This window comes from Herbaspirillum hiltneri N3 (assembly GCF_001267925.1).
In the GTDB taxonomy this organism is placed as follows: domain Bacteria; phylum Pseudomonadota; class Gammaproteobacteria; order Burkholderiales; family Burkholderiaceae_D; genus Herbaspirillum; species Herbaspirillum hiltneri.
On record NZ_CP011409.1, the window covers coordinates 2,130,325 to 2,150,018 of the forward strand.

At 64.0% G+C, this 19,694-nt stretch carries 23 protein-coding genes; all 23 read right to left on the bottom strand.

Annotation, left to right across the window (positions count from 1 at the left end):
• Positions 1 to 2: 2 nt before the first annotated feature.
• On the bottom strand, positions 3 to 1,736 hold the full coding sequence (gene pilN, locus F506_RS09625) for a PilN family type IVB pilus formation outer membrane protein (RefSeq protein WP_053196961.1): 1,734 nt from the start codon (positions 1,734 to 1,736) through the stop codon (positions 3 to 5).
• Positions 1,736 to 2,374 carry a toxin co-regulated pilus biosynthesis Q family protein gene (locus F506_RS09630; RefSeq protein WP_235471450.1) on the bottom strand — a complete coding sequence of 213 codons (639 nt, stop codon included), beginning with the start codon at positions 2,372 to 2,374 and terminating at the stop codon, positions 1,736 to 1,738. Before F506_RS09630 ends, pilN begins: the two co-directional genes overlap by 1 nt.
• Positions 2,375 to 2,834: 460 nt before the next feature.
• Positions 2,835 to 4,904, bottom strand: coding sequence for a type III secretion system outer membrane ring subunit SctC (gene sctC, locus F506_RS09635; protein ID WP_053196963.1), 2,070 nt, complete (start codon positions 4,902 to 4,904; stop codon positions 2,835 to 2,837).
• Positions 4,901 to 5,308, bottom strand: coding sequence for a hypothetical protein (locus F506_RS09640; protein ID WP_053196965.1), 408 nt, complete (start codon positions 5,306 to 5,308; stop codon positions 4,901 to 4,903). The genes sctC and F506_RS09640 overlap by 4 nt, the downstream gene beginning before the upstream one ends.
• Positions 5,309 to 5,311: 3 nt before the next feature.
• Positions 5,312 to 5,545, bottom strand: a complete 234-nt coding sequence (locus tag F506_RS09645) for a hypothetical protein (protein WP_053196967.1) — start codon at positions 5,543 to 5,545, stop codon at positions 5,312 to 5,314.
• Between the two features lie 25 nt (positions 5,546 to 5,570).
• Positions 5,571 to 6,269 (bottom strand): FliH/SctL family protein, encoded by a 699-nt coding sequence (locus tag F506_RS09650; protein WP_083457717.1) that lies wholly within the window; start codon positions 6,267 to 6,269, stop codon positions 5,571 to 5,573.
• A gap of 48 nt (positions 6,270 to 6,317) precedes the next feature.
• Positions 6,318 to 6,947 carry a hypothetical protein gene (locus F506_RS09655; RefSeq protein ID WP_053196970.1) on the bottom strand — a complete coding sequence of 210 codons (630 nt, stop codon included), beginning with the start codon at positions 6,945 to 6,947 and terminating at the stop codon, positions 6,318 to 6,320.
• Positions 6,944 to 7,870 carry a type III secretion system inner membrane ring lipoprotein SctJ gene (sctJ, locus tag F506_RS09660; RefSeq protein WP_235471455.1) on the bottom strand — a complete coding sequence of 309 codons (927 nt, stop codon included), beginning with the start codon at positions 7,868 to 7,870 and terminating at the stop codon, positions 6,944 to 6,946. Before sctJ ends, F506_RS09655 begins: the two co-directional genes overlap by 4 nt.
• A 75-nt stretch (positions 7,871 to 7,945) precedes the next feature.
• Positions 7,946 to 8,350: an EscI/YscI/HrpB family type III secretion system inner rod protein gene (locus tag F506_RS09665; protein ID WP_053196971.1), complete on the bottom strand. Its 405-nt coding sequence runs from the start codon at positions 8,348 to 8,350 to the stop codon at positions 7,946 to 7,948.
• 87 nt (positions 8,351 to 8,437) lie between these two features.
• Positions 8,438 to 9,079 carry a hypothetical protein gene (locus F506_RS09670; RefSeq protein ID WP_053196973.1) on the bottom strand — a complete coding sequence of 214 codons (642 nt, stop codon included), beginning with the start codon at positions 9,077 to 9,079 and terminating at the stop codon, positions 8,438 to 8,440.
• A 16-nt stretch (positions 9,080 to 9,095) separates the two neighbouring features.
• Positions 9,096 to 10,211 (bottom strand): type III secretion system export apparatus subunit SctU, encoded by a 1,116-nt coding sequence (sctU, locus tag F506_RS09675; RefSeq protein ID WP_053196975.1) that lies wholly within the window; start codon positions 10,209 to 10,211, stop codon positions 9,096 to 9,098.
• Positions 10,212 to 10,254: 43 nt separating this feature from the next.
• A complete protein-coding gene (locus F506_RS09680) occupies positions 10,255 to 11,046 on the bottom strand; it encodes an EscT/YscT/HrcT family type III secretion system export apparatus protein (protein ID WP_053196977.1) in 792 nt (263 codons plus the stop codon).
• A 22-nt stretch (positions 11,047 to 11,068) separates the two neighbouring features.
• Positions 11,069 to 11,332 carry a type III secretion system export apparatus subunit SctS gene (gene sctS, locus F506_RS09685; protein WP_083457723.1) on the bottom strand — a complete coding sequence of 88 codons (264 nt, stop codon included), beginning with the start codon at positions 11,330 to 11,332 and terminating at the stop codon, positions 11,069 to 11,071.
• 24 nt (positions 11,333 to 11,356) lie between these two features.
• On the bottom strand, positions 11,357 to 12,016 hold the full coding sequence (sctR, locus tag F506_RS09690) for a type III secretion system export apparatus subunit SctR (RefSeq protein ID WP_053196979.1): 660 nt from the start codon (positions 12,014 to 12,016) through the stop codon (positions 11,357 to 11,359).
• Complete coding sequence (gene sctQ, locus F506_RS09695) at positions 12,010 to 13,080, bottom strand: type III secretion system cytoplasmic ring protein SctQ (RefSeq protein ID WP_053196981.1); 1,071 nt, start codon at positions 13,078 to 13,080, stop codon at positions 12,010 to 12,012. The genes sctR and sctQ overlap by 7 nt, the downstream gene beginning before the upstream one ends.
• A gap of 50 nt (positions 13,081 to 13,130) precedes the next feature.
• Positions 13,131 to 13,664 (bottom strand): hypothetical protein, encoded by a 534-nt coding sequence (locus F506_RS09700; RefSeq protein WP_144424033.1) that lies wholly within the window; start codon positions 13,662 to 13,664, stop codon positions 13,131 to 13,133.
• Between the two features lie 76 nt (positions 13,665 to 13,740).
• Complete coding sequence (locus F506_RS09705; RefSeq protein ID WP_053196985.1) at positions 13,741 to 14,241, bottom strand: hypothetical protein; 501 nt, start codon at positions 14,239 to 14,241, stop codon at positions 13,741 to 13,743.
• Positions 14,238 to 15,626: a FliI/YscN family ATPase gene (locus F506_RS09710; protein ID WP_053196987.1), complete on the bottom strand. Its 1,389-nt coding sequence runs from the start codon at positions 15,624 to 15,626 to the stop codon at positions 14,238 to 14,240. Before F506_RS09710 ends, F506_RS09705 begins: the two co-directional genes overlap by 4 nt.
• Positions 15,620 to 16,777 (bottom strand): FHA domain-containing protein, encoded by a 1,158-nt coding sequence (locus F506_RS09715; RefSeq protein WP_053196989.1) that lies wholly within the window; start codon positions 16,775 to 16,777, stop codon positions 15,620 to 15,622. Before F506_RS09715 ends, F506_RS09710 begins: the two co-directional genes overlap by 7 nt.
• Before the next feature lie 152 nt (positions 16,778 to 16,929).
• Positions 16,930 to 17,406 carry a hypothetical protein gene (locus tag F506_RS09720; protein ID WP_235471459.1) on the bottom strand — a complete coding sequence of 159 codons (477 nt, stop codon included), beginning with the start codon at positions 17,404 to 17,406 and terminating at the stop codon, positions 16,930 to 16,932.
• A 60-nt stretch (positions 17,407 to 17,466) separates the two neighbouring features.
• Complete coding sequence (locus F506_RS09725; RefSeq protein ID WP_053196992.1) at positions 17,467 to 17,877, bottom strand: hypothetical protein; 411 nt, start codon at positions 17,875 to 17,877, stop codon at positions 17,467 to 17,469.
• Between the two features lie 174 nt (positions 17,878 to 18,051).
• On the bottom strand, positions 18,052 to 18,498 hold the full coding sequence (locus tag F506_RS09730; protein ID WP_235471460.1) for a hypothetical protein: 447 nt from the start codon (positions 18,496 to 18,498) through the stop codon (positions 18,052 to 18,054).
• A 67-nt stretch (positions 18,499 to 18,565) separates the two neighbouring features.
• Positions 18,566 to 19,561: a hypothetical protein gene (locus F506_RS09735; protein WP_144424034.1), complete on the bottom strand. Its 996-nt coding sequence runs from the start codon at positions 19,559 to 19,561 to the stop codon at positions 18,566 to 18,568.
• Positions 19,562 to 19,694: the final 133 nt, after the last annotated feature.

The window sequence follows — 19,694 nt, forward strand, 5'->3', positions numbered from 1 at the left end:
TCTCACAAAGCCGCCATTGTTACCGGCGTAATCAGGACGACGATGACTTCCTTGTTGGTGGCGGCGTTCATCCCGCCGCCCAGCACGAAGTTCTTCGGAGTGCCGACGCCGCGATAGTCAAGATTGTCGTCGGTCTGTTCAAAGCCGCTGATGATCAGCGTCTCGTTCGATTTCATCGACACGCGCTGCAGGAAATTGCGCGTATCCAGCTCGGGCGATTCGATGTGCGTGCCGTTGCTGTCGATGTTGCGGATCTGGCGCAGCGTCGAGATATCGGTCGAGAACTGCAGCATCACGGTGCCGTTGGTCAGCACGTGCGGCAGGATGCTCATGTTGAAGCCTGCCGTCACCACCCCCGGAATCAGCGTGGTGGTGGTGCCGACCTGAGCCACCACGGCGGTCTGCGACGACTGCAGGTAGCTGGTCTGGCGCGCCACTTGGACCGGGACCGGCTGGTTGTTCAGCGTCACCACCGAAGCGGTCGTCTGGCGTCGCACCTTGCCCTGCTCGGACAACGCATTGATGACCGCCTTGCTGCCGGAGAATTTTGAACCGCCGACAATGCCGGCGGTGAAGCCCACCGCGCCGTCGGACGGGGCAAAGCTGTTGCTGATGCCATAGCGACGGTTCAGGCTGTTGTAGACGGCCGACCAGTTGATGCCGTATTCATCGGCGTCACGCAGGCTGACCGACAACACCGTGACGTTGATCGCGATCTGACGCGACAGCGCCTTGTTCTCACCCTCGATATAGGCGGCGACACGATCCAGCGAATCCGGCGTATCGACCACCGTGATAGCGCCCGTTGCCGGGGAAGCCAACACCTTGCCGTAAGGAGACAGCATGACCTTGATGGCGTTTTCCAGGCCGGTATAGACCGACAGTTTCGACGCCACCCCGGTATTCTGCGAGTTGTTGGCGGACACCGAACTGCCGCCTCCAGTGCTGCCGCCGCCGGCGCCGCCTCCGCTTCCGCCACCGCCCGACACACCGCCGGTCGAACTGGCGCCGCTGGTCACCGTTGCGGTAAACGTGGAGTCGCCGGGGATCGCGCTGATCTGGAAGTTGCGCGATTCGGTATGAAAGAACTGGATCACGCCGTCGACGTATTTCCATGACACGCCGAAGCGCGCCGCCGAAGTGTCGAGCAGCCCCTTCAACGAACCGTTGCCATAGGAAATGCGCACGCCGTTGGGCATGTCCGCAATGCTGTTGCCGGCAGTCCCGGACGGAACGGCTGCCGCAGCGCGGCCGGCTGCGCCGGCAGGTGCAGCCGCAGCCTCGCCCGGCAGTCCCGGCGGCAACGGCAGCATGCCTGGCGCAGCGCCCGCCCCCGCCATCCCCGGCAAGCCGATCCTCGTGCGGAACGCATGCCCCGCCACAGCTATCGCGTCCGGCGTCACCTTGCTGGGAATCCCCGAGCGCAGCGTGATGCGCTCAGCCAGCTCGGACAACGAATTGATGGTGCGATCGAAGGTGGTCGGTTCGTAGAAAATCGGTGGCAAGGCCGGTTGCCCCAGCTTGACCACGTTCTTGCCGAGCCAGATGCCGGTGTCGTGCGTCACCAGCGGCGTGGCCGGTATCACCGCCCCGGGCGCGGTGCGGCCAACGTCCTTGACCAGGTTGCGCACCTTGTCGTCGGCCTGGCTGATATCGGAATCGATCTTGCCGGATAAGCCCGTGCATCCGCCGACCAGCAAGATGGCCGGAACCAGCGCAGTAAGTTTCAGCGACATTATTCACTCCCCTTGGACATGATGCGCAAAACCTTGTTGCCTTGATAGAACACGGCCTTCATCGGGATTTCCGCGCCCTCCATGCTCTTTGCGACCGTGCTGACCGCTTCTTCGAACGAGCCGGGCACGGTGGTGCGCGCCTCCACCGCATAATCGACCGGCAGCTCCCACAGCAATTGCCAGCCGGCCTGCGCTGCCCACCGCGCCATGGCGGCATTGAGCGTCTTGTCGGCGACAACGATTTCCCAGGTCGGATCGACCGGCCTGGCTTCCACCCTGGACGGCACGCTCGCCGCAACTGCGGGAGCAGGCGCGGCGGCGGACTTGGTGCGCGTGGCGCGCGTGCTCTTCTTTTCGCCGTCCAGCTTGGCCAGGAGAATCGTGTCGACGTCGCTCGTTTCACTTGCGGCCGATGCCAGCAGAGGCGGATCGCAATCGTCGCCGAAGGCTCCGTCGGCTGCCAGCAGGTCGAAGTTCACGCCGCTCGCACCTGCGCCTGACGGATAGCGCATCGTCGCCACGCCGGAAGCTGCCGGGCCGGCAGCATGAGCGAGCGGAAAGAACGCCTGCAAGGCAGTGAAAACAAGGGGGACGATCGCCGACTGCGCGCGGCGCGGGCTGTTCCCGATCCGACCCATGCGCCTGTTGAATAAGCTTGTGAGATACATAACCTTACCCTTCTCTGCCGCGTAAATGAAAAAGCCAACCAGCGCATTCCACTGCGATCGCAGACGCCGGACGACGCGCCGCGATGACGCCTCCGCACCTTGCTGCAACCAATGGCGCCGACGAATGAAGACCTGACGTTGGCGACTTCCGGACGAAGAACCGACCGGCCTGCAAGCGCCGGCCGAAGCAACCGTTCCCCCCCCGGTCCTGTCTGCGTTACTGTCATTCCCAACCACCTGGCGGCAAAAGAGATATTTGCCGTTCCGGATCCTTGGCCGTGCCGTGTTTTACGTTCTTACTTTTATGTGCTGCGATGAATTTTTTCTGATGTTAGCGAAGTCACAGAAAAAAACTCTCAACAAATATGACCGAAGAAAAAATGAAATTAAGACAAGCTTTGAGATCCCAAAACTCTTCTGCGCGCGCCGCTCAATAGACACGCTTGGGCCTGGCGCAAGTCGGCGCCTTGGCGCGCAAGGGCACACGCACTCCGCTGCCCATCGACATGCCGGCCAAGGGTGCATCCGCCATCAGCGGCGCGTTGGCGTCGGGGGCGCCGGCTGCCGAGGAAACCGCAGCAGGCAACGGTTCCTTGAGGGTCGATACGCCTGAGTCTGGCGACGGCGCCGCTGCGGTCGCCGTCGCCGGTGCAGCGGCGGCAGTCGTCGCTGCGACCGCTACCGGAGGCAGGCCGGCTGCGGCCCGACGGGCGGCCGCGCGCTGCTCCTTGGCAGTTTCCTTGGCGCGATCCGTGGTCCTCGACACCGTATTGGCGGCCACGCCGTCCGTTCCGGTGATGCGAGGAGTGATCAGGAACAGGCGTTCGCGCGTGCTGGTCGATTGCGATTCGCTGCGGAACAATCCGCCCAGCACCGGGATATCGCCCAGCACCGGCACTTTCTGTTTGTTGCGCGTCAGCGATTCGGCGCGATAGCCGCCGATCATCAGCGTCTGCTGCATGTCGATGATTGCCTGCGTGCTGATGGTCGAACGCGTCACATTCGCTGCAATGGTCCCGGTATTGCCGGAGGATTTTGAGGAACCATTGTTATCGGTGCTGTCGAGCGAACCGTCTTCGATGTCCACTTCCAGGCGCACACGCGTCTGGCCGCCTTCATGGATGATGCGCGGGATCACCCGCAGCATGGTCCCGGCGGTGATATCGGACATGTCGGCCACCCGTTCGCCGATCAGCGAGACATAGGCGCTGCGGCTCAGGTCCAGCACCGCCGCCACGTTGTCCAAGGTCAGTACGGTCGGCGTCGCCAGCACATGCGCCTCGCCGTTGGATTCCATGGCTTTGAGACGCGCGTAGAAACGCGCGGCATTGCTGATGAGCAGCGTGGCACCGGGCAGCGGAAGATTGGTCCCGGCCGAATCAACCGCCATGCCGTTGACCAAGGTGTTGACGGCGCCGGCGCGTACGCCCCATTCGACGCCCATGTCGGACAACTTGCTGCGATCGATATCGACAATCAGGGCTTCGATCTCGATCTGCTGCGGCTGCACGTCGAGCTGGGCGATCAGCGATGCGTACATGTCTTTTTTCTTGATGTCGTCATAAATCATGATCGCGTTGAGTGTAGGATCGGCCTCGATGCGCGGATTCTCGTGTCCGCCGCTGCTGCTGCCGGTGTCGTATCGGCCACCGGCATCGTCGCCTGGCGGAACCTGGTTCTTGCCGTCGGCGGCAGGTGCGTTGAACAGCGGCACGAAGCGCTCGTTGCCGACGTCGCGGGCGACGCCTCTCTCATTCTTCGGCGTGCGTGAGCGTTTCCTGCTGTCGCTGTCGAACGCCCCGGACGGCGACGAACCCGTCACCTTCTCACCCGCCGCATGGGCGCCGAACAACAGGTTGCTGAGGATGGTCTTGATGCCGGGAATGGTCTCGTTCTTTCCTCGCGACGTAATCACGCGGTCCATTGCGGTTGCGTACTTCAGGCGGAACAACATGATCTGCCGACCCTTGCGTGTTTCCTTCTTTTCATCGGGCAGCAAGATGGTGCGCGCCAGCTCCACGTAGCTGCGCGGACCACCGACGATGACGACTCCCTCGTCCGGCAATTCTCCCCAGCCGAAGCGATCGTCGAACAGGCCCAGGCCGATCAGCGCCGATTTGGCATCCTGCACGGCGTCCTCGCCGATCTCGAGGCGTACCGAGGTATTGTCGTCGGCCGGCACCACATACAAGGTGTTGTTATAGACAAACCAGTGGAACTTGGACGTCGCCGCCAAGCGGTTGAGGAACTCCACTCCGTTGTCGGCCTTGAGCCGGCTTTTGATCAGCCGGTCGCCGGTCGCCGTCATGGACAGGCGCACGCCGTAGGTGCGGCTGAACTCTTCCATGACGCCGCGCAAGGTCATGCTGGTTGCATTGATGGAAAAGCCGGTATCCTTCCACGTCGCGGGCACGGCCGCGTGCAAGGTAGTGCCCCACAGCAGCAGCGCCGCCACCAGCAAGCCCATGCACCACGACTTGAGCAATTCACGGAATCTCATCGCATTTCCCCGGAAAATATTTTTCGGACGCGGTCTTCGTGGCGCGTGGTGGCGTCGCTGCGCGCCGGGCCGCTATAGGCCATCGCTGCACGCCACATGGCGGCCTGATTCAGGATGTTTTCCAACGCCTCGGCGGCCTCGGGCCATGCGCCGACGTACGGGAGCCATTGCGTCAGTATCAGGTCCTCGCCATCGATCGCCAGGCCGGCATCGAAATCGAGCGCACTCTGGAAGCCATTGCGCAAGGCATCCGCGAGCAAGGCGTCGGTATACGATAGGACCAGCAGGACGCCCAGTTCGGCGCCTTGCCCGCGGATTTTCAGGAACACCGTCTCGCCGTCGATCTCGACGGGCTCGTCCAGCGGCAGGTTTTCCAGCCACTGTTCCAGGTTATCGGCGGACATGGCCTATTTGGTTTCGTTGAGCACCGTCTTCAACGGCTTTTGCAACAGGTTGAACTGCGCCGTCATGGCGCTTTTGGTCACCGACTGCTTTTGCAGCAAGGCGGTGAATTCAGCAGGATTTGGAATTTCACCGTCTGCCTGGCGACGACTGAAGTCGTTGAGCTGGCCCGTGACTTCATCGAACTTCTGATTCAAATGGCGCAAATTCTGCAATACGGGGTTGTGATTGCTCGACATGACGTCTTCTCCTCGGCGAATAGTGCTAGTGAGTGGTTCCTTGCGGCGCCAAGTCTCCATCGGAATCCTCAAGATTTATGACGCCTTCGTCCTGATCGGCAGCCGCATCAGCGTCAGCTTTGGCGACGGGGGTGCGGAGCGTTTGTGCAACCGTGCCCAGCACCGTACGCAAGGCTGCCGCAGCCAGCTCGAAATCGGCGCGCCACTCGCCGCTTGCCGCTTCGAGCTTGCAGGTTCCGGGCGTCAGGCCGGCATCGCTCCTAAGCTCCCAGGCGCCGCCCGGCGCCGCACTGATGTCGTCGGGATGCATCGACAACACCGGCGCCACCAGCTTGCCGGGTGCTTCCAAAAGAATCCTGCGCACCATGGCGTCGATGCGTTCACGCGGCGTCGATTCCAGCACCAGGCGGTCAAAGGTCTGCTGCGCCAGATCGCCGACCAGCTCCTCCACTCGCCCCAGCAACTCCTGCTGGACAGCCATCAGGTCAGCCACGAACGCCAGGCCTCGCGCCGCTACCTGCTCCTGCTCCTGGCGCACCGCCCTGCCGGCATCCTCTTGCGCCGACGCCCGCACCCGCGCGGCCTCCTCGTGTGCCTCTCGCAAGATTTGATCGGCCGCGCGCCCGGCATCGGCGGCGACCCGCAACGAGGGAGCCCGCAGCACGCCGTGCTCGGCGCGCAGCGCGGGCGGCACGGCGATGCACTCAATGCAAAAATCTCTCATGTGTTCATTCCTGTTCGGAGTAGATCAACCGGCACCGCTTAAACCGGTTCAGGCAACGACGGTCTTCGCCCGCGCCGCGCAAATCTTCCAGCAACGCTGCAGGCGCGCCCGTTCCGGGCCGGCAAACTCAGCCGAGGCTGCGTCGTTGCAGATCGCCAGCGCCGACGCCAGCAACGCCGACAACGGAGGCGGCAACATCAACGCCAGGCGCGGCCACATTCCCGGGAAGCCCTGCTCCAGCCTCAGCGCCAGTTCGAGCAGGCCGCGCGCCTCGATCCCGTCCGACGACTCTCGCCGGGAGCGCGGCCGCGCCGTTTGCAAGGGTTGCGTCAACGCCACGCTCAGGCACCAGAGCCGGATCTCTCGGGGCAATCGACCGAGCTCGTCGAAGTCATGTTCGCGGGCGGCAAACAAGCCGCCGAACAGACGGGCGCAACGCATGAAATCGTTGCGCTTTCGCAGCACCACGACCTGCCAGGACGCGTCGAAATGCGGCGGCAAATCCGGCGCGATGCCGGCCCGGCTGCACCACAGGCGATAACCGTCTCGCTGCGCCGCCAATCCGGTCGCCTGCGGCAGCAAGTTCTCCCGTTCTGCGGCATAGTCCCAGGGCGTGAACCACCAATCGAGGAACCACGGCGCCAGCGCGGCCGGCGACGGCGGCGAGACGGCAATCATGGCTTGGGCGCCTCGGGCGTTGATTTGCTAGGTGCGGCCGTCGCTTCCTTATGCATGGTCGCCATCAGGGATTGCGCCGCTGCCGCCGTCCTGGCTGCAGCTTTGGCAGCCGCCTTTTCACGCGAAGCGGTGCGCTGGGCGGCCCAGCGCATGGTCAATTGCATCACCCATTGCGCCACCCGCGGATTGCGCATGGCGGCGCGCACTCCGGTATAAGCAAGGGCCGTCGCGGCCAGCGCGGTCATTGCCAGCAGCGTAAACATCAGTCCGCCGGCCGAGCTGACCGCGACGATGAACGGTCCGACGGTAGTCCATTCGATACCGGCAGGCGGCGGCTCGCCCGGCATCATCACCACCGACACCTTGTTGCGCCCGTCCTCGCCGGACAGGCCCGGGATGCTGGACGCCACCAGCCGCCGTATGCGCGGCGTCACGGCGTCTTCATCGAGCGGCGGATGATATTTCACGAATACCGCCGCCGACGAGGGCTGGATCGGCTCCCCGGGCGCGATCCGTTCGGGCAGCACCACATGCACCCGCGCAGACACCACGTGGTCGAACTGCTGCAAGGTATTTTCCAGTTCTTCCGACAGGCCATGGATATAGCGAATGCGCTCTTCCATCGGCGTCGAGATCATGCCTTGCTTCTTGAACACTTCGCCGAGGTTGGACAAGGTGCGTCTCGGCAAGCCGGCGACGTTCATCGCCTCGGTCGCGCGCGACAGGTCCTGGTCCTTGACCAGCAGGGTCACGCCTTCCTTGTTCTTCTGCTTCTCAACTTCCATGCCCTTGCGATTGAGCACCAGGACAATTTCATTGGCGTCGCCATCGTTGAGGCCGGCCTGCAAGACGACCATCTTGCCGCATCCCGCCAGCAAGGCCAGCAAGCCGACGGTGCACGTCCAGCTGATTAGGTTTTTCATGATCATGGAAAAAGACGATCTACGGAACGAATTCCCGGGAAGGCTCTCCGGGACGAATCTGCGACAACCGGCGATTTATTGCAGCTTGGTCAGGGAATCGACCGACGACGCCGCCTTCGATACCGTCTTGGAAATGGTCTGCACGCGCAACTGGTAATCGTTGAGCGCCATCATGGCTTTCATCAATTGTAGCGAATCGCCGGTACGGGTGGCATGTTCGAGCAGTTTGGAGACATACAGCTGATCCTTCTGCACTTGCGAGGCAAGATTGTTGGCGCGGCCTGCGATGGCCGTACCCAGCGAGCTGCTATCAGGCGGGATGTGGATGGCCTGCTGTTGCATGCGGCGTTCCAGCGCAGCGCGAAACTGCGCTCCTTCATTGGCATCGAACGCCTGTATGTCCAAAGAAAACCGGCTTTTCTGTTCCGCGCCGCGCGCAGAAGTCTCAGAAAATGCCGCTACCTGCGTTGTCGCGTCCATAGTCCCGGCTCCATGAAATGCATCGAATGTCCGCTGGTAGGTGGTCGCGGCGCGGCCGCAGGTTCCACCCGTGCAACGACAACCGTCTCAGTCGATCTCGTTGGCCTCGCCGCCGCGATGCGGCGTCGCGGCGTCTTCGGCTGCCGGCTCCCCTGCCTTCGCGGCCGGTGCGATATCCTCCGGCGAGGGCATGACGTAACGGTTGCCGCAATATTCGCCGCCGCAACCGAGTTCGGAGGACGGATCGCAAAAGCCGCCCTTGCCGCAACGACGCCCGCATTCCGCCCGCGAGGTTGGACGCAGCGGCGGCAACGTCGCGGGACGCCGGGCCACCGGCGACGGTCGTCCTGAAAACGGCACGAAGGCGTTCTTGAGCGCCATGTGCTGGGCGCGGTCGCCGCTACCGATGATGACTTCGTCGCTTGGCTCACTGTCTTCCAGCAACATGTCGCCGCCGTCGGTGTCACCGCTGCGATGGGACGGCCTGCCCGGCGCGGCATCGGCGCAACCCTCAAGCCCGACGGCGACGGCCGCGCCGATGAACGGGTCGGCCGCTGTGCAATCGTCCGGCATCTCCTCGCCGTCGCGCCCGGACTTCAATCTAGCGGACACGCAACTGCGCAATGACTGGGCACGGCGTTCGGCCTCGATGACGGTCTGCTTCACGCGCATGTCGCGTGCAGCGGCTTCGCCGGCAGCGGCCGCAATGGCCTGGTTTTTGGTGTTCATGTCGGATTTCCGTTTCTCATCCTGGGGTCGGCGACGACGCGCCGGGCGGTTCGCCGTGGCTTTCCAGTTCGACGTCTTGCCCGCTACGGTCGCTGGCCATCAGTTCATGCACCACGGCATAAACTTGCGCGACCGCCTCGTAACTGGCTTTCGGAATCGCCGTATCCGGCGGGCAAGTTGCATACAAGGTGCGCGCCAGCCATACATGGCGGATCACCGGGATGCCGCACTCGCGCGCACGCCGGATCATTGCCTGCGCCACCTGGTCCTTGCCCTTGGCCAGCACCACCGGCACCATCAGTTCCGCCGCATCGTAGTACAACGCCACGGCAAAGTGGGTCGGGTTCACCACCACCGCGTTGGCATCCTCGGTCTTGGCTTCCGGCCCTTCGTTGGCCCATTGCCGCGCCAGCCGCTTGCGCTGGTTCTTGATCAGCGGATCGCCTTCGGATTCCTTGTGTTCCTTCTTGATTTCCTCCTTGTCCATCATCAGCTCCTTTTTATGGAAATGATGCTGGATGGCGTAGTCGATCAGCCCCAGCAGCAGGCACACCACCACGATCACATGGAAGATCGAACGCAGCAGCTCGACGAAGACGTCGTAGACATCCTTGGGCTCGCCGTTGGACAGCGAAATGATCGTGCCGAGATGGCTGCGCGTCAGGCTGTAGACGATACCGCCGATCAGCGTCGCTTTGCCTATCGTGGTCAGCAGCTCGACCAGCTTTTTCTTCGAGAACAACTGCTTGACGCCATTGACCGGATTGAGCTTATCGAACTTGGGCGTGAGCGCCTCGGGAGCGATCAGAGCGCCGAACTGCCCCCAGTGCGCCGCCACCGAGACCAGGATACAAATCAGGAAGCAGGTGCAGAAAACCACCAGCAACAGGATCCCGGCGGTGGTCATCATTTGCTTCATCGCCAGTGAAAAATCGCGGTTGACGTCGAGGATGCCGGTGTCGAACAGGTTGCTCAAGGCGCCGCGCCACAACGACTGGCTGGCGAAAGCGGTTTCCGCCACGGCCACCAGCGTAGCCAGCTTGGCCAGGTCGCGGCTGACTGCGATCTGGCCTTTCTCGCGCGCGTCGTCGATCTTTTTCTGGGTGGGTTCTTCGTTCTTGTCGTCGCTCATGCCCGCTCCCGGCCGGGTCGACGCATGCCCGCCGGCGACGACCTCATTTGTTCACCTCGATCAGGCTGGCCGCAAGTTCCAGCAAATGCGCAAAATCGTTGGTCACATAGTGCGACAGCGTCGACCAGTAGGCCAGCAGGATCAACAGGCCGGTCAGGCTCTTGATCGGCGCGGAGGCGAACGAAACCTGCAGGTTGGAGGCGAACACGCCGACCACGGCAAAGCCGAACTCGATCAGCAACAGCGGCACGATTACGGGTGCGCCATACACCACGACGTACCAGAGCAGATCGCCGAAGCGCTTCACCAGCACGTCGAAATGGCCCGGTTCGAACGGCGGCATCAGTGCAAACGCCGGCCATACCGCATAACTTTCGATCAGGATGCGCGCCAGCGCGGAGAACAATCCAGCCTGCACCATCAGCACCACCACCGCCTGGATCAGCATGGCTCCGATCGCGCTGGCGTCTCGGTCCACAGTGGAATTATTGGCCTGGATCTGAATCGGCGAGCGTTGCATGTCGAAGATCGATCCCACCGATTGCACGACCCACATCGGGATCGCCATGAGCACGCCGAACATCAGGCCGATCATGGCTTCCTTGAAAGCCAGCATGCCCGCGAAGAGAAAATCGGGAGGCGTCTTCTGGACGAAATAGAAGGTCGGCAAGGCCGCCGGCAAGGCGATCGCCATGGCCGCCGAGTTCTTTGCCATGCCGGTCAGCACGTTCAGGCCGAAGCCCGGCAGGATCACCAGGCACACCAGCACGCGCGGGGTCACGATAGCCATGGTCAGCATGACCGCCTGCATGTCCAGCAACAAGGAAGCGTTCATCGGCGCATCCCGGGATCAATGCTCAGCGGCCCGCATCGGGAATCATCGTCAGCGCCAGGTCGGTCATGCGGATGATCTCGACGCCGATCCAGCGGCCCATCATCGCCAGCGTCACCGATACCGCGACCAGCTTGACGACATATGGCAGGGTCTGGTCCTGGATCTGCGTCACCGCCTGCACCAGCGATACCACCAGGCCGCACGCGGTAGCGATCACCAGCGGCGGCGCCGCCATCATGATGGCCATCCACAGGCCCTGCTGGAAAAAATTGATTGTATCGGCCACCGCTATCTCCCTTGTTTGCAGAAATCATGCATACGACATCGCCAGCGCGTTGAGCAGCTTGGCCCATCCGCCCACCAGCGTAAACAGCAGCAGCTTGAGCGGCACCGTGATGGTCTGCGGGCTGACCTGCTGCATGCCCAGCGCCATGAGCAGGTTGGACACCAGCAGGTCGATCACCACGAAGGGGATGTAGATCAGGAATCCGATCTCGTAGCCGGCCTGCAGTTCGGACACGACGAAGGCCGGGATCAGGATCAGCGCGTCGCTGGCGCGGGCGTCCCTGGCGGCTTCCTTGGGCCACAGTTTCCTGGCCGAGGCTAGGAACAGTTCGCGCTGTTCCGGCTTGCTGAACTTGAGCATGAACTTGCGCATCGGTTCGAACGACTCCTGCGCCTTGACCAGCAGCGGCGTGGCGCGCGCGCTGTTGGCGCCGGTATCGAAGCTGAGCGCATGCTTGCCGATTTCCTGCGCCGTGGGCGCCATGATGAATACGCTCAAGGCCAGCGATATGCCATAGATGGCCAGCGTCGGCGGCACCTGCTGCACGCCCACGGCATTGCGCAACACCAGCAGCACCAGAGAGATCTTGAGGAAGGAAGTTGTCGTCACCACCAGCAAAGGGATCAGCGCCAGCAGCGCCAGCATCACCGAAAAGGAGACGACATCGTACTGGCTGCTCAGCATCCCCCGCTCCCGCTCCACTGCGTGATGCGTACGCCCAGGACGCCGTCGACATCGACCGCTTCGCCGCGGCCCACCGTGCGGCCGCCGCAGACCAGGGCGATGGACTCCGGCGCACCGTCCTGCAAGGTCAGTACCGTATGCGGCCCCAGGCTGCGCAAGGCGCCCAGCGACATGCTCACACGCCCCAGTTCGAAACTGATCGTCATCTGCACCTCGTCGAGTACGGCGGCTTCGGCGCCTTGCGGTTGCACCTCCGGCTCCGGTGCCGCGCCTGCAAGACCGGCAGTTTCTTCCGTGTGTTCGTGATCCAAGTTTTCCTCCGTAGAGATAAGGTGCAAATGGCAAGGTGCCGCATAGCGCACGCGCCAGTGACGACCGCCCAGCCGCACCGCGCCGGTGCCGTCGGGGGCGAAATGGCAGCCATGCGGCAAGATGATGTCGCCGGCCTCGAGGCGGTGCAGCACCGACGCCGGCAGGCGATGCCGTGCGACGCGAACGACTGCGTCAACGGCGAGTTCGAGGTAAGGCGCCTGCGGCAAGCGCAGCGGCAGGCGCCGCGTCGCCTCGATCAGGCTGAGCCAGGTAGCGGGCGTCGCCCTGGCCGGCACGGCGAATTCATGTCCCTGTTGCGACAGGCTCAGTTGCAGGACGCTGGCGCCGGGGTCGGGTTGCCCGCCTGCCTCGATACGGTGGAATCCCTGCAGCGCGGTGCCGCCCAGGCGACCGGTCAGCGCCGCCACGAACCACTCCGGATAGCCGTCGTCGGTCGGCATCGCCGCCGGGTCGATGCCGGTCAAGGCATTGAGCAGGCGCGCGCCCTGCCCGAGTTCGATGCGTCCCATCGGTCCGGCCAATTGCAGCGGTGCGGACCACGTCAGGTCCTGCGCCGGGATCTGGCGCAGGGTCAGGGCCGCGCCCGGCATGGACAACGGCAATTGCAGACCCTGTCCCACCAGCCGCGTCAGAGCGGCATGAGCCTTGGTCACGCGCGGTGCGACGCGGCGCAGATCGATTTTTTTCCAGCCTGCCGTGGCAGACTGCGCGGGAAAGTCGGTGGCTTGCATGAGGGGTGTCGGTCCGGCGCGTCGGTCGGCATCAAGCCGGCCGCGCCAAACTACAACACGGTAAGCCTGACGTACTTGCTCATTCGTCGCGCCAGGCCCTGCTCCAGTTCCATCTGCCGGCGGCGCAGCAAGTTGCGCAATCCCTGCGTGCCGGGCGCGAGCATGAAACTGGCGCTGTCGGCGCCGACGTCGACCATCACGCCCATGGTGTCGCCGTCCGGGAACAGCACCTCGAAGATGCCGCTGGCCTGCGGCGCCGGCAGCAACCCCAGGATCAGGTCGTCGGAATAATCGGCCTCGTCGCCGGCTGCCAGCGCTGCCGCGCAGCGCTCACCGTCGCCCTGGCGCTCTTCCCGGCCGCCGTCGCCGTCGCCGTTTCCGCCACCGCTGCGGTCGGGCGAACCCGGCATGCACGCGGAAATCCAGCCGTCCTTGTCGCCGCCCTGTTGTTCGCCGCGCGCAAGCCTCCTCGGTTCGCGATCGTCGGCAGCCCGTGGCGACGCTCTCTGCGGGGCCGGCCGGGCCGGTTGGAGCGGCCGCGACGACGACTGCGACGACGGCGCATGTACGGAGACGAACTGCACGCTGCGCGGCCTGGGCCGTTTGGGTGGTGGCGGTGGCGACGCCAGCAACGCCGCGACGAGGGGATCGAGCGCCATCTCAGTTCTCCGCAGGCTGTTCGAGGGTACGCATTTCATCGCGCAGCAAACTCAGTTTTTCCTGCTGCCGGTTGGCGTCCAGCACTGCCCAGCGCGCCTCGAAAAACTTGCCGCCGGCTTCGCGACAGCGCTGCAATTGATTCTGGCAATCGAGATAGAACTGCGCGACTTCTCGTTTCATGCGTTCGTAGGCGGCCTTGGCGCTGCGGAACTGGCCGCTGGTGATGGTCATGTCGAGGAATTGTCGGCGCGCCTGTTGCCATTGCTCCTGGGTCTTCGCGACGGCCTCGCGCCAGCGCAACTTGGCGGCATGGAATTTTTCGCGACGACGACGCCAGACCTGACGGGCCTCATGGCGCTCGCGCTCGAGCCGGCTCAACCTCTGCTTGCGCACATGCAGCAGCTGGTCAAGGCGCTTGTCTGGGACCTTGCGCTCGGCCACCTCGATCACTTCGCGCTTGCCGCGCCGAGGCCCCAGCCCCTGTCCGGAGGCGCCGATCATGCCTGCATCTCCTGGATGCGCGCGAGCGTCTGTCGGTAATCAGAACTGGTGCTGGTGTCCTGGCGCAGGAAATCCAGCTGTTCAGGGCGCATTTGCATCGCGCGGTCGGCAACCGGATCGGCTCCTTCCTTGTATTCGCCGAGACGGATCAGCAATTCCATTTCCTGGTAGCGCGCCATCAGTTCGCGGAAACTCGACGCCGCCTGGCGATGCTCGCGCGTGGTGACGTTGCTCATCACGCGGCTGATGCTGGCCAATACGTCGATGGCGGGATAGTGCCCTTGCTCGGCCAGCTTGCGCGTGAGCAGGATATGGCCGTCCAGCAGGGACTTGGCTTCGTCGCCGATCGGATCCGAGGCCGACTCGCCATCCACCAGCACGGTATACATGGCGGTGATGGACCCTTCCCTGGTGGCGCCGGCTCGCTCGATGAGGCGCGGCAACATGGTGTACACCGACGGCGTGAAGCCGCCCCGCGCCGGCGGTTCACCTGCGGCCAGCCCGATTTCGCGCTGGGCGCGGGCAAAGCGTGTGAGCGAGTCGATCAACAGCAGCACGCTTTTGCCGCGCTCGCGAAACGACTCGGCGATGGCCGTGGCGGTGAACGCCGCGCGCGAGCGCTCCATTGACGTGCGGTCGGAGGTGGCGCACACGACGACGGTCTTGCGAATCAGGTCGGCATCAAGTTCGTGCTCGAGGAATTCGTTGAGTTCGCGCCCGCGTTCGCCGATCAGGCCGAACACGATGGCCTCGGCTTCGCAGCCGCGTGCGATGGCAGCCATCAACGTGGTCTTGCCGCAGCCGGGACCGGCGAACACGCCGATGCGCTGGCCCACGCCCATGCTCAGCAAGCCGTCGATGGCGCGCACGCCGGTTGCCAGCGGCGTGGCGATGCGCGGCCGGTCTGTCGCCTTGGGAGCATCGCGCATGACCGGCGCTACAGCGCGCCAGGTCGACTGGTTGTCGCGCGCGGCGGGGGCGCGGAACATCCAGCGTCCGAAACCGTCCAGCACGCAGCCGAACAGGTGGTCGCCCACCTCGATCGAATGGGCGCGCCGCAACGGCTCGATCACGGTGCGCGTAGACACGCCTTCGAGCGGGCTGAGCGCGGATAGGATCGCGGCCTTGTCGGTAAAGCCGACGACTTCAGCCAGCATGTCCTTGCCGCTCACGTCGGGATTGATCAGGTTGCACAGCTCGCCGATCTGAACCGGCGGCATGTGCGCCTCGATCAGGGTGCCCAGCACCTGCGATACCTTGCCGTGGCTGGTGAAGCCCGGCTTGGCCGGGAGGCGTTCCAGCCACTCCGGCAGGCGCTGCCGCAGCCGCGTGAGCCTGTCGTCGATACCGTCGAGCAGAGCCGTGGCGGCGCCGGGCGTCACCATGTCACGTTGATCGAACGCTTGCCGGTGAAGCTGAGCTGGTTGCCTTCGATGCCTGCCAGCTTCATGCCGCGATATTCGTCGCCGACATACAGGCGACGGCCGTCATCGGTGACGATGCTGGCATTAGTGCCTGACACCACCTGCTGGATCTTGAACGGCAACATCGCCTCGGCGCCCCCTATCTTCACTTCCACCGGAAAGTCGATGGCGTATTTCGCCATGAAGGCGCTCAGCATGCGCTGGAAACGTTCGGCATCCTCTTCTTCTAGTGCGGCTTGCATTGACCAGGAGCGGTCTTCCAGTTGCAGGTTAAAGCGCTTGAGCAAGTCGACCTCAGCCAGCCGTTGCCGGAAAGCATGGCGCAGTTGTTCCGGCGACAGCTTCGGCGCGGAGGAGGACGATACCGCTTTGAATACGCCCGGATCCTGCATTTTCATCGGATGCTGCGGGATTTCGTCGCCGTGGCCCTTGGCCTTGGGTAGTTTGAGCATGCGCTCGGGCGCTGCCATTTTGTTTTCACGCGCCATGCGTTCCATTTCCACTCGCGCCGAGGACGCCGGCAATGCCTCCGCCAGCATGTCGTTGCCGCCGTCGGCAGCGCTCAGCGGAGGGTAGCTGCGCGTCATCGCATAGGCGGCGGCAGCTGACAAAACGCCGGCCAGCGCCAGCGGCGCCAGGACCAGGGTGCGCTTGCGCGACAGGAAGCCGGGCGCGTCCGCAACAGCGGATGATGCATGCGATGCGTCCATGGCTTCGACCGATGCAGGGGCAGCGTCTTGCCCCGGCCCGGTTTGGGGCTCCCCGGACGCTACCGGCTCCTCCGCCTCATCTGCCGGCTCGCGCGGCGGCTCCAGCCAGGCGCTGCCTTGCCCGACCACGCTCAACCACACATGATCGACGCGTGCGAAAGCGCCGGGCGCCAGCATCAGGATGGTTACGCCCCGGTTGCTGTCGGCGTCGCGCACCGCGCCGTCCAGCGCGCGCAGGGTCCAGCCGGAAGGCGTTAGCGCCACCTCGGCGTGGCGGGATTCAATGCCGGGATCGGCGAGGACGACGTCGGCATCGTCAGCGGCGCCTATGGTCAAGGCCTCATCCAGCAGAGGCAGGCTTGCGCCGCGATGATAGCCGTTCAGTACGCGCAGTTCGTACATGGTTATGCTCCAGTTGCGAATTCAGATGTGATTGCCGTCCCGAGCACGCAGCAAACCTGAATGCGACCCGGGACGGCGCAGGGTTCACGTATGAGTCGAACGCCTGCAAAGGGCGGTTCCATTGCGCATCGTGTCGCCGTGGCGGCAGCTCCTCAGCTACGCACCGGCTCGAGCGACGCGCGGATCAGCGCCAGCAACAGGCTGCCTTTGCCGGCGCTGCGATGCGTCGCCGGATCGAGCGGGTTCCAGTCGGGATTGTCGCTGTTGAACAAGGCGCCGATCACCATTGCCTCGGCCAGCTCGCGACGCTGCCTGGCCGCCTGTTCGCGCCCCCGTGCCGCAGCCGCCAGCGACAGCGATTCGTCCGGCTTGCCGCGCAGCAGTGCAGGCATGCGTCTCTCCTTTTCGATCAGCGCCAGGTTGACCTGGTGCATGACGTCGCTGACGAACAGGCAGCATTTTTCGCGCAATTGCTCCAGTTCCTGCGCCAAATATTTGTCCTTCCTGGCGCGCTCGATGATGTCCAGCGCTTCATCATGCGTCATGGTGTGCGCGACGACGCGGGGGGTGGCGGACGCCACCGGCAATACCTGCGCGTGTGGCGATGTTTCTTGGACGGTGAGACTCATGGCTACGCTCCGGGGAAGGTCGTCGATCGGAAGAAAATATGCGGATGCAGGAGGCTGCGGTCAGGTGGTCTTCTTGTCGTCATCGTCGCCTCCTCCGACCAGTTGAAGGGCTTGCGCGCGCCCTCTTTCCAGCATGCTCTTCCGCAGTTGATCGATGCCGTCGCCATCGCGGGACGCGGGACGCTGGGGTGATACGGTCACCGCAAGCAGCTGATCGCCGATGCTTCTCAACGCAGCCGAAAAAAATCCTTCGCCTGAACCAAGTGTAGCCTTCACCTCGGCAGCGAGTTCCGGCGACTGTTCCGCCGACGACTGCAAGTGTCGTGGCGAGAAATCCTGAATCTGCTGCTTCATTTTGGAAACTGCAGGTGGAACAGGTGATTGGGCCGGGCGCTGCCTGGCGACGCCGGCAGGTTCGAAAGGAGTCGCGCCGGTCGCCGCAGCGGCCCCGTCGACGTGATTGATTGGCATGATGTGCTCCGGTAATTGTTCGTGCGGGCCTCGGACGAGAGGCCGGTCGCGCACCCGGCAAACGTTGCTCGGGCAGGGATGGACAGGCACCCGCGCCGCCTTGCGGCGGTCATGCGACGCACCGATCCGTTATCTCTGTATGTCGCGCCGACGGTGCCGGTTCCGCCGCGCCGGTCAAAATTCGCCGCGCCGGGCAATATCCGGCGGCGTCTGCAGCAGCGCCAGCAACAAGCTGCCCTGCCCGGTGCCCCGGCTGTCTGGATTAAGCGGATTCCAGTCCGGATTGTCGCTGTTGAACAACGCGCCGATGACCATTGCTTCGGCCAACTCGCGGCGTTGCTGCGCAATTTTTTCACGTCCGCGCGCGGCATTGCGCAGAGACAGTACGTCGCAGGCATCGGCTTGCAGCAAGGCTGGCGTGCGCTGGTCCTGGTCCGCCATTTCCCGGTTGACCCGGTGCATGATGTCGTCAACGAAACGACAACATTTCTCGCGCAAATGATCCAGTTCTTGCGCCAGATATTTGTCTTGCGCGGCGCGCGCAACGATGGCCATCGCCTCGTCGCGGGTCATGGGAAAAGCAGCTTCGGGGGATGCCATCTGCTGCGTGGGAAGATTCATGGTTGCGCTCCAGGACAGTCGTCAGGCCGACCAAGGCGGCCGGTGCTTGCCGGCCGCGCGGACAAGTTCAGAATTGCTGCCCGTCGTCGTCATCGAATTCTTCGTCGCCGTCGCCATCGGCAGAGCCCGACGTCGCGGAACCATGGTGATGATGTACCTCGCGGACATGTTCAGACTGGCCGGCAAGATTGTTCCTGCTCGTAGTGTGATGCCCACTGGTGGCCTGCGCGCCGGCAAGTGCCAGCGAGTTGCGAATGCCGCCCCCACGCAGCGTGTTATAGGCACGGAGAGCATCCTCTTGTTCTTTGGTATCGATGGGCGCGGCCTGGTACGCATGCGGACGTGGCGGCAATGCCGGCGGCGGCTCCGAGGCATCGTCAACGACGCTGAGCTCCGTTGCGTGAGTGCGCGGCGGCGGCTGCTCTTGCGGTGGCTCGGCGATATCCAGCCCGCGCCGCCACGCCTCCAGGCTGCCGCCCGACGCGGCGTAGGCACGCACTGCTTCCTCATGGATGGCGGTGGACGGGTCAGATCGCTGGGACCGGGTGCTGCCCGCTCTTCGCGGCAGCGGCGGCGCTTCTTCTTCAATCGCATCTTCCGCATGCTCCTCCGGCGCGTGGCTGGCGCCGGTGCGACTTTCTTGTGGGCGCGGCCGCGCTTGCCGTTCGTCATGGCGCTGTACTCCGGCCCGGCCGACGTTCACCATCCTTTCCAACGCATCGCCGAACGTCTGCTCGCCGCCTTTTATCTGATTGAATATGCCGTTGATGATGCCTTGCAGCCCAGCGTTGAAATCACGTCGATCAATATGCTCCGGTCCCAGCAGTTGCGCCGGGTAGCCGATGCGCGTACCGTCGGCGGTCAGGCCCATGTTGAGGATGCCATTCAGGCTGCTGGCGCTGTGTTGGGCAGAAGCCACCTGCAGCTTTTGAGCCCAGCGCGGATAAAAAAAAGACCGCCGCGGCGCGGCTGGAGTTGCGGCGTGCCGCTGGTGATCGTCCTCGGTGTGAAAGCCGGTTGCTCCGGCCGACGATGCCGAAGGGTTCCAATGACTGTGTGGCATGGATTGCTCCGATGGATTCTTGCGGATCCCGTTGCGACGGGATCAGGAATGAGGCCGGCGCATGTCGCGACATGCGGCGTTGCGCCGCGGCCTCCGATATAGCTATATGTCGCCGGCCGGGCGACGGTTCCGC

Bases quoted from the DNA above. Each gene is read 5' to 3' on its own strand.
- pilN (WP_053196961.1), bottom strand. From the start codon at position 1,736: ATGTCGCTGAAACTTACTGCGCTGGTTCCGGCCATCTTGCTGGTCGGC.
- sctU (WP_053196975.1), bottom strand. From the start codon at position 10,211: ATGAGCGACGACAAGAACGAAGAACCCACCCAGAAAAAGATCGACGAC.
- F506_RS09655 (WP_053196970.1), bottom strand. From the start codon at position 6,947: ATGATTGCCGTCTCGCCGCCGTCGCCGGCCGCGCTGGCGCCGTGGTTC.
- F506_RS09650 (WP_083457717.1), bottom strand. From the start codon at position 6,269: ATGAGAGATTTTTGCATTGAGTGCATCGCCGTGCCGCCCGCGCTGCGC.
- F506_RS09705 (WP_053196985.1), bottom strand. From the start codon at position 14,241: ATGATCGGCGCCTCCGGACAGGGGCTGGGGCCTCGGCGCGGCAAGCGC.
- F506_RS09665 (WP_053196971.1), bottom strand. From the start codon at position 8,350: ATGGACGCGACAACGCAGGTAGCGGCATTTTCTGAGACTTCTGCGCGC.
- F506_RS09725 (WP_053196992.1), bottom strand. From the start codon at position 17,877: ATGCCAATCAATCACGTCGACGGGGCCGCTGCGGCGACCGGCGCGACT.
- F506_RS09680 (WP_053196977.1), bottom strand. From the start codon at position 11,046: ATGAACGCTTCCTTGTTGCTGGACATGCAGGCGGTCATGCTGACCATG.
- F506_RS09715 (WP_053196989.1), bottom strand. From the start codon at position 16,777: ATGTACGAACTGCGCGTACTGAACGGCTATCATCGCGGCGCAAGCCTG.
- F506_RS09645 (WP_053196967.1), bottom strand. From the start codon at position 5,545: ATGTCGAGCAATCACAACCCCGTATTGCAGAATTTGCGCCATTTGAAT.
- F506_RS09735 (WP_144424034.1), bottom strand. From the start codon at position 19,561: ATGCCACACAGTCATTGGAACCCTTCGGCATCGTCGGCCGGAGCAACC.
- sctR (WP_053196979.1), bottom strand. From the start codon at position 12,016: ATGCTGAGCAGCCAGTACGATGTCGTCTCCTTTTCGGTGATGCTGGCG.
- F506_RS09720 (WP_235471459.1), bottom strand. From the start codon at position 17,406: ATGAGTCTCACCGTCCAAGAAACATCGCCACACGCGCAGGTATTGCCG.
- sctQ (WP_053196981.1), bottom strand. From the start codon at position 13,080: ATGCAAGCCACCGACTTTCCCGCGCAGTCTGCCACGGCAGGCTGGAAA.
- sctC (WP_053196963.1), bottom strand. From the start codon at position 4,904: ATGAGATTCCGTGAATTGCTCAAGTCGTGGTGCATGGGCTTGCTGGTG.
- F506_RS09640 (WP_053196965.1), bottom strand. From the start codon at position 5,308: ATGTCCGCCGATAACCTGGAACAGTGGCTGGAAAACCTGCCGCTGGAC.
- F506_RS09670 (WP_053196973.1), bottom strand. From the start codon at position 9,079: ATGAACACCAAAAACCAGGCCATTGCGGCCGCTGCCGGCGAAGCCGCT.
- F506_RS09730 (WP_235471460.1), bottom strand. From the start codon at position 18,498: ATGAATCTTCCCACGCAGCAGATGGCATCCCCCGAAGCTGCTTTTCCC.
- F506_RS09630 (WP_235471450.1), bottom strand. From the start codon at position 2,374: ATGGGTCGGATCGGGAACAGCCCGCGCCGCGCGCAGTCGGCGATCGTC.
- sctJ (WP_235471455.1), bottom strand. From the start codon at position 7,870: ATGAAAAACCTAATCAGCTGGACGTGCACCGTCGGCTTGCTGGCCTTG.
- F506_RS09710 (WP_053196987.1), bottom strand. From the start codon at position 15,626: ATGGTGACGCCCGGCGCCGCCACGGCTCTGCTCGACGGTATCGACGAC.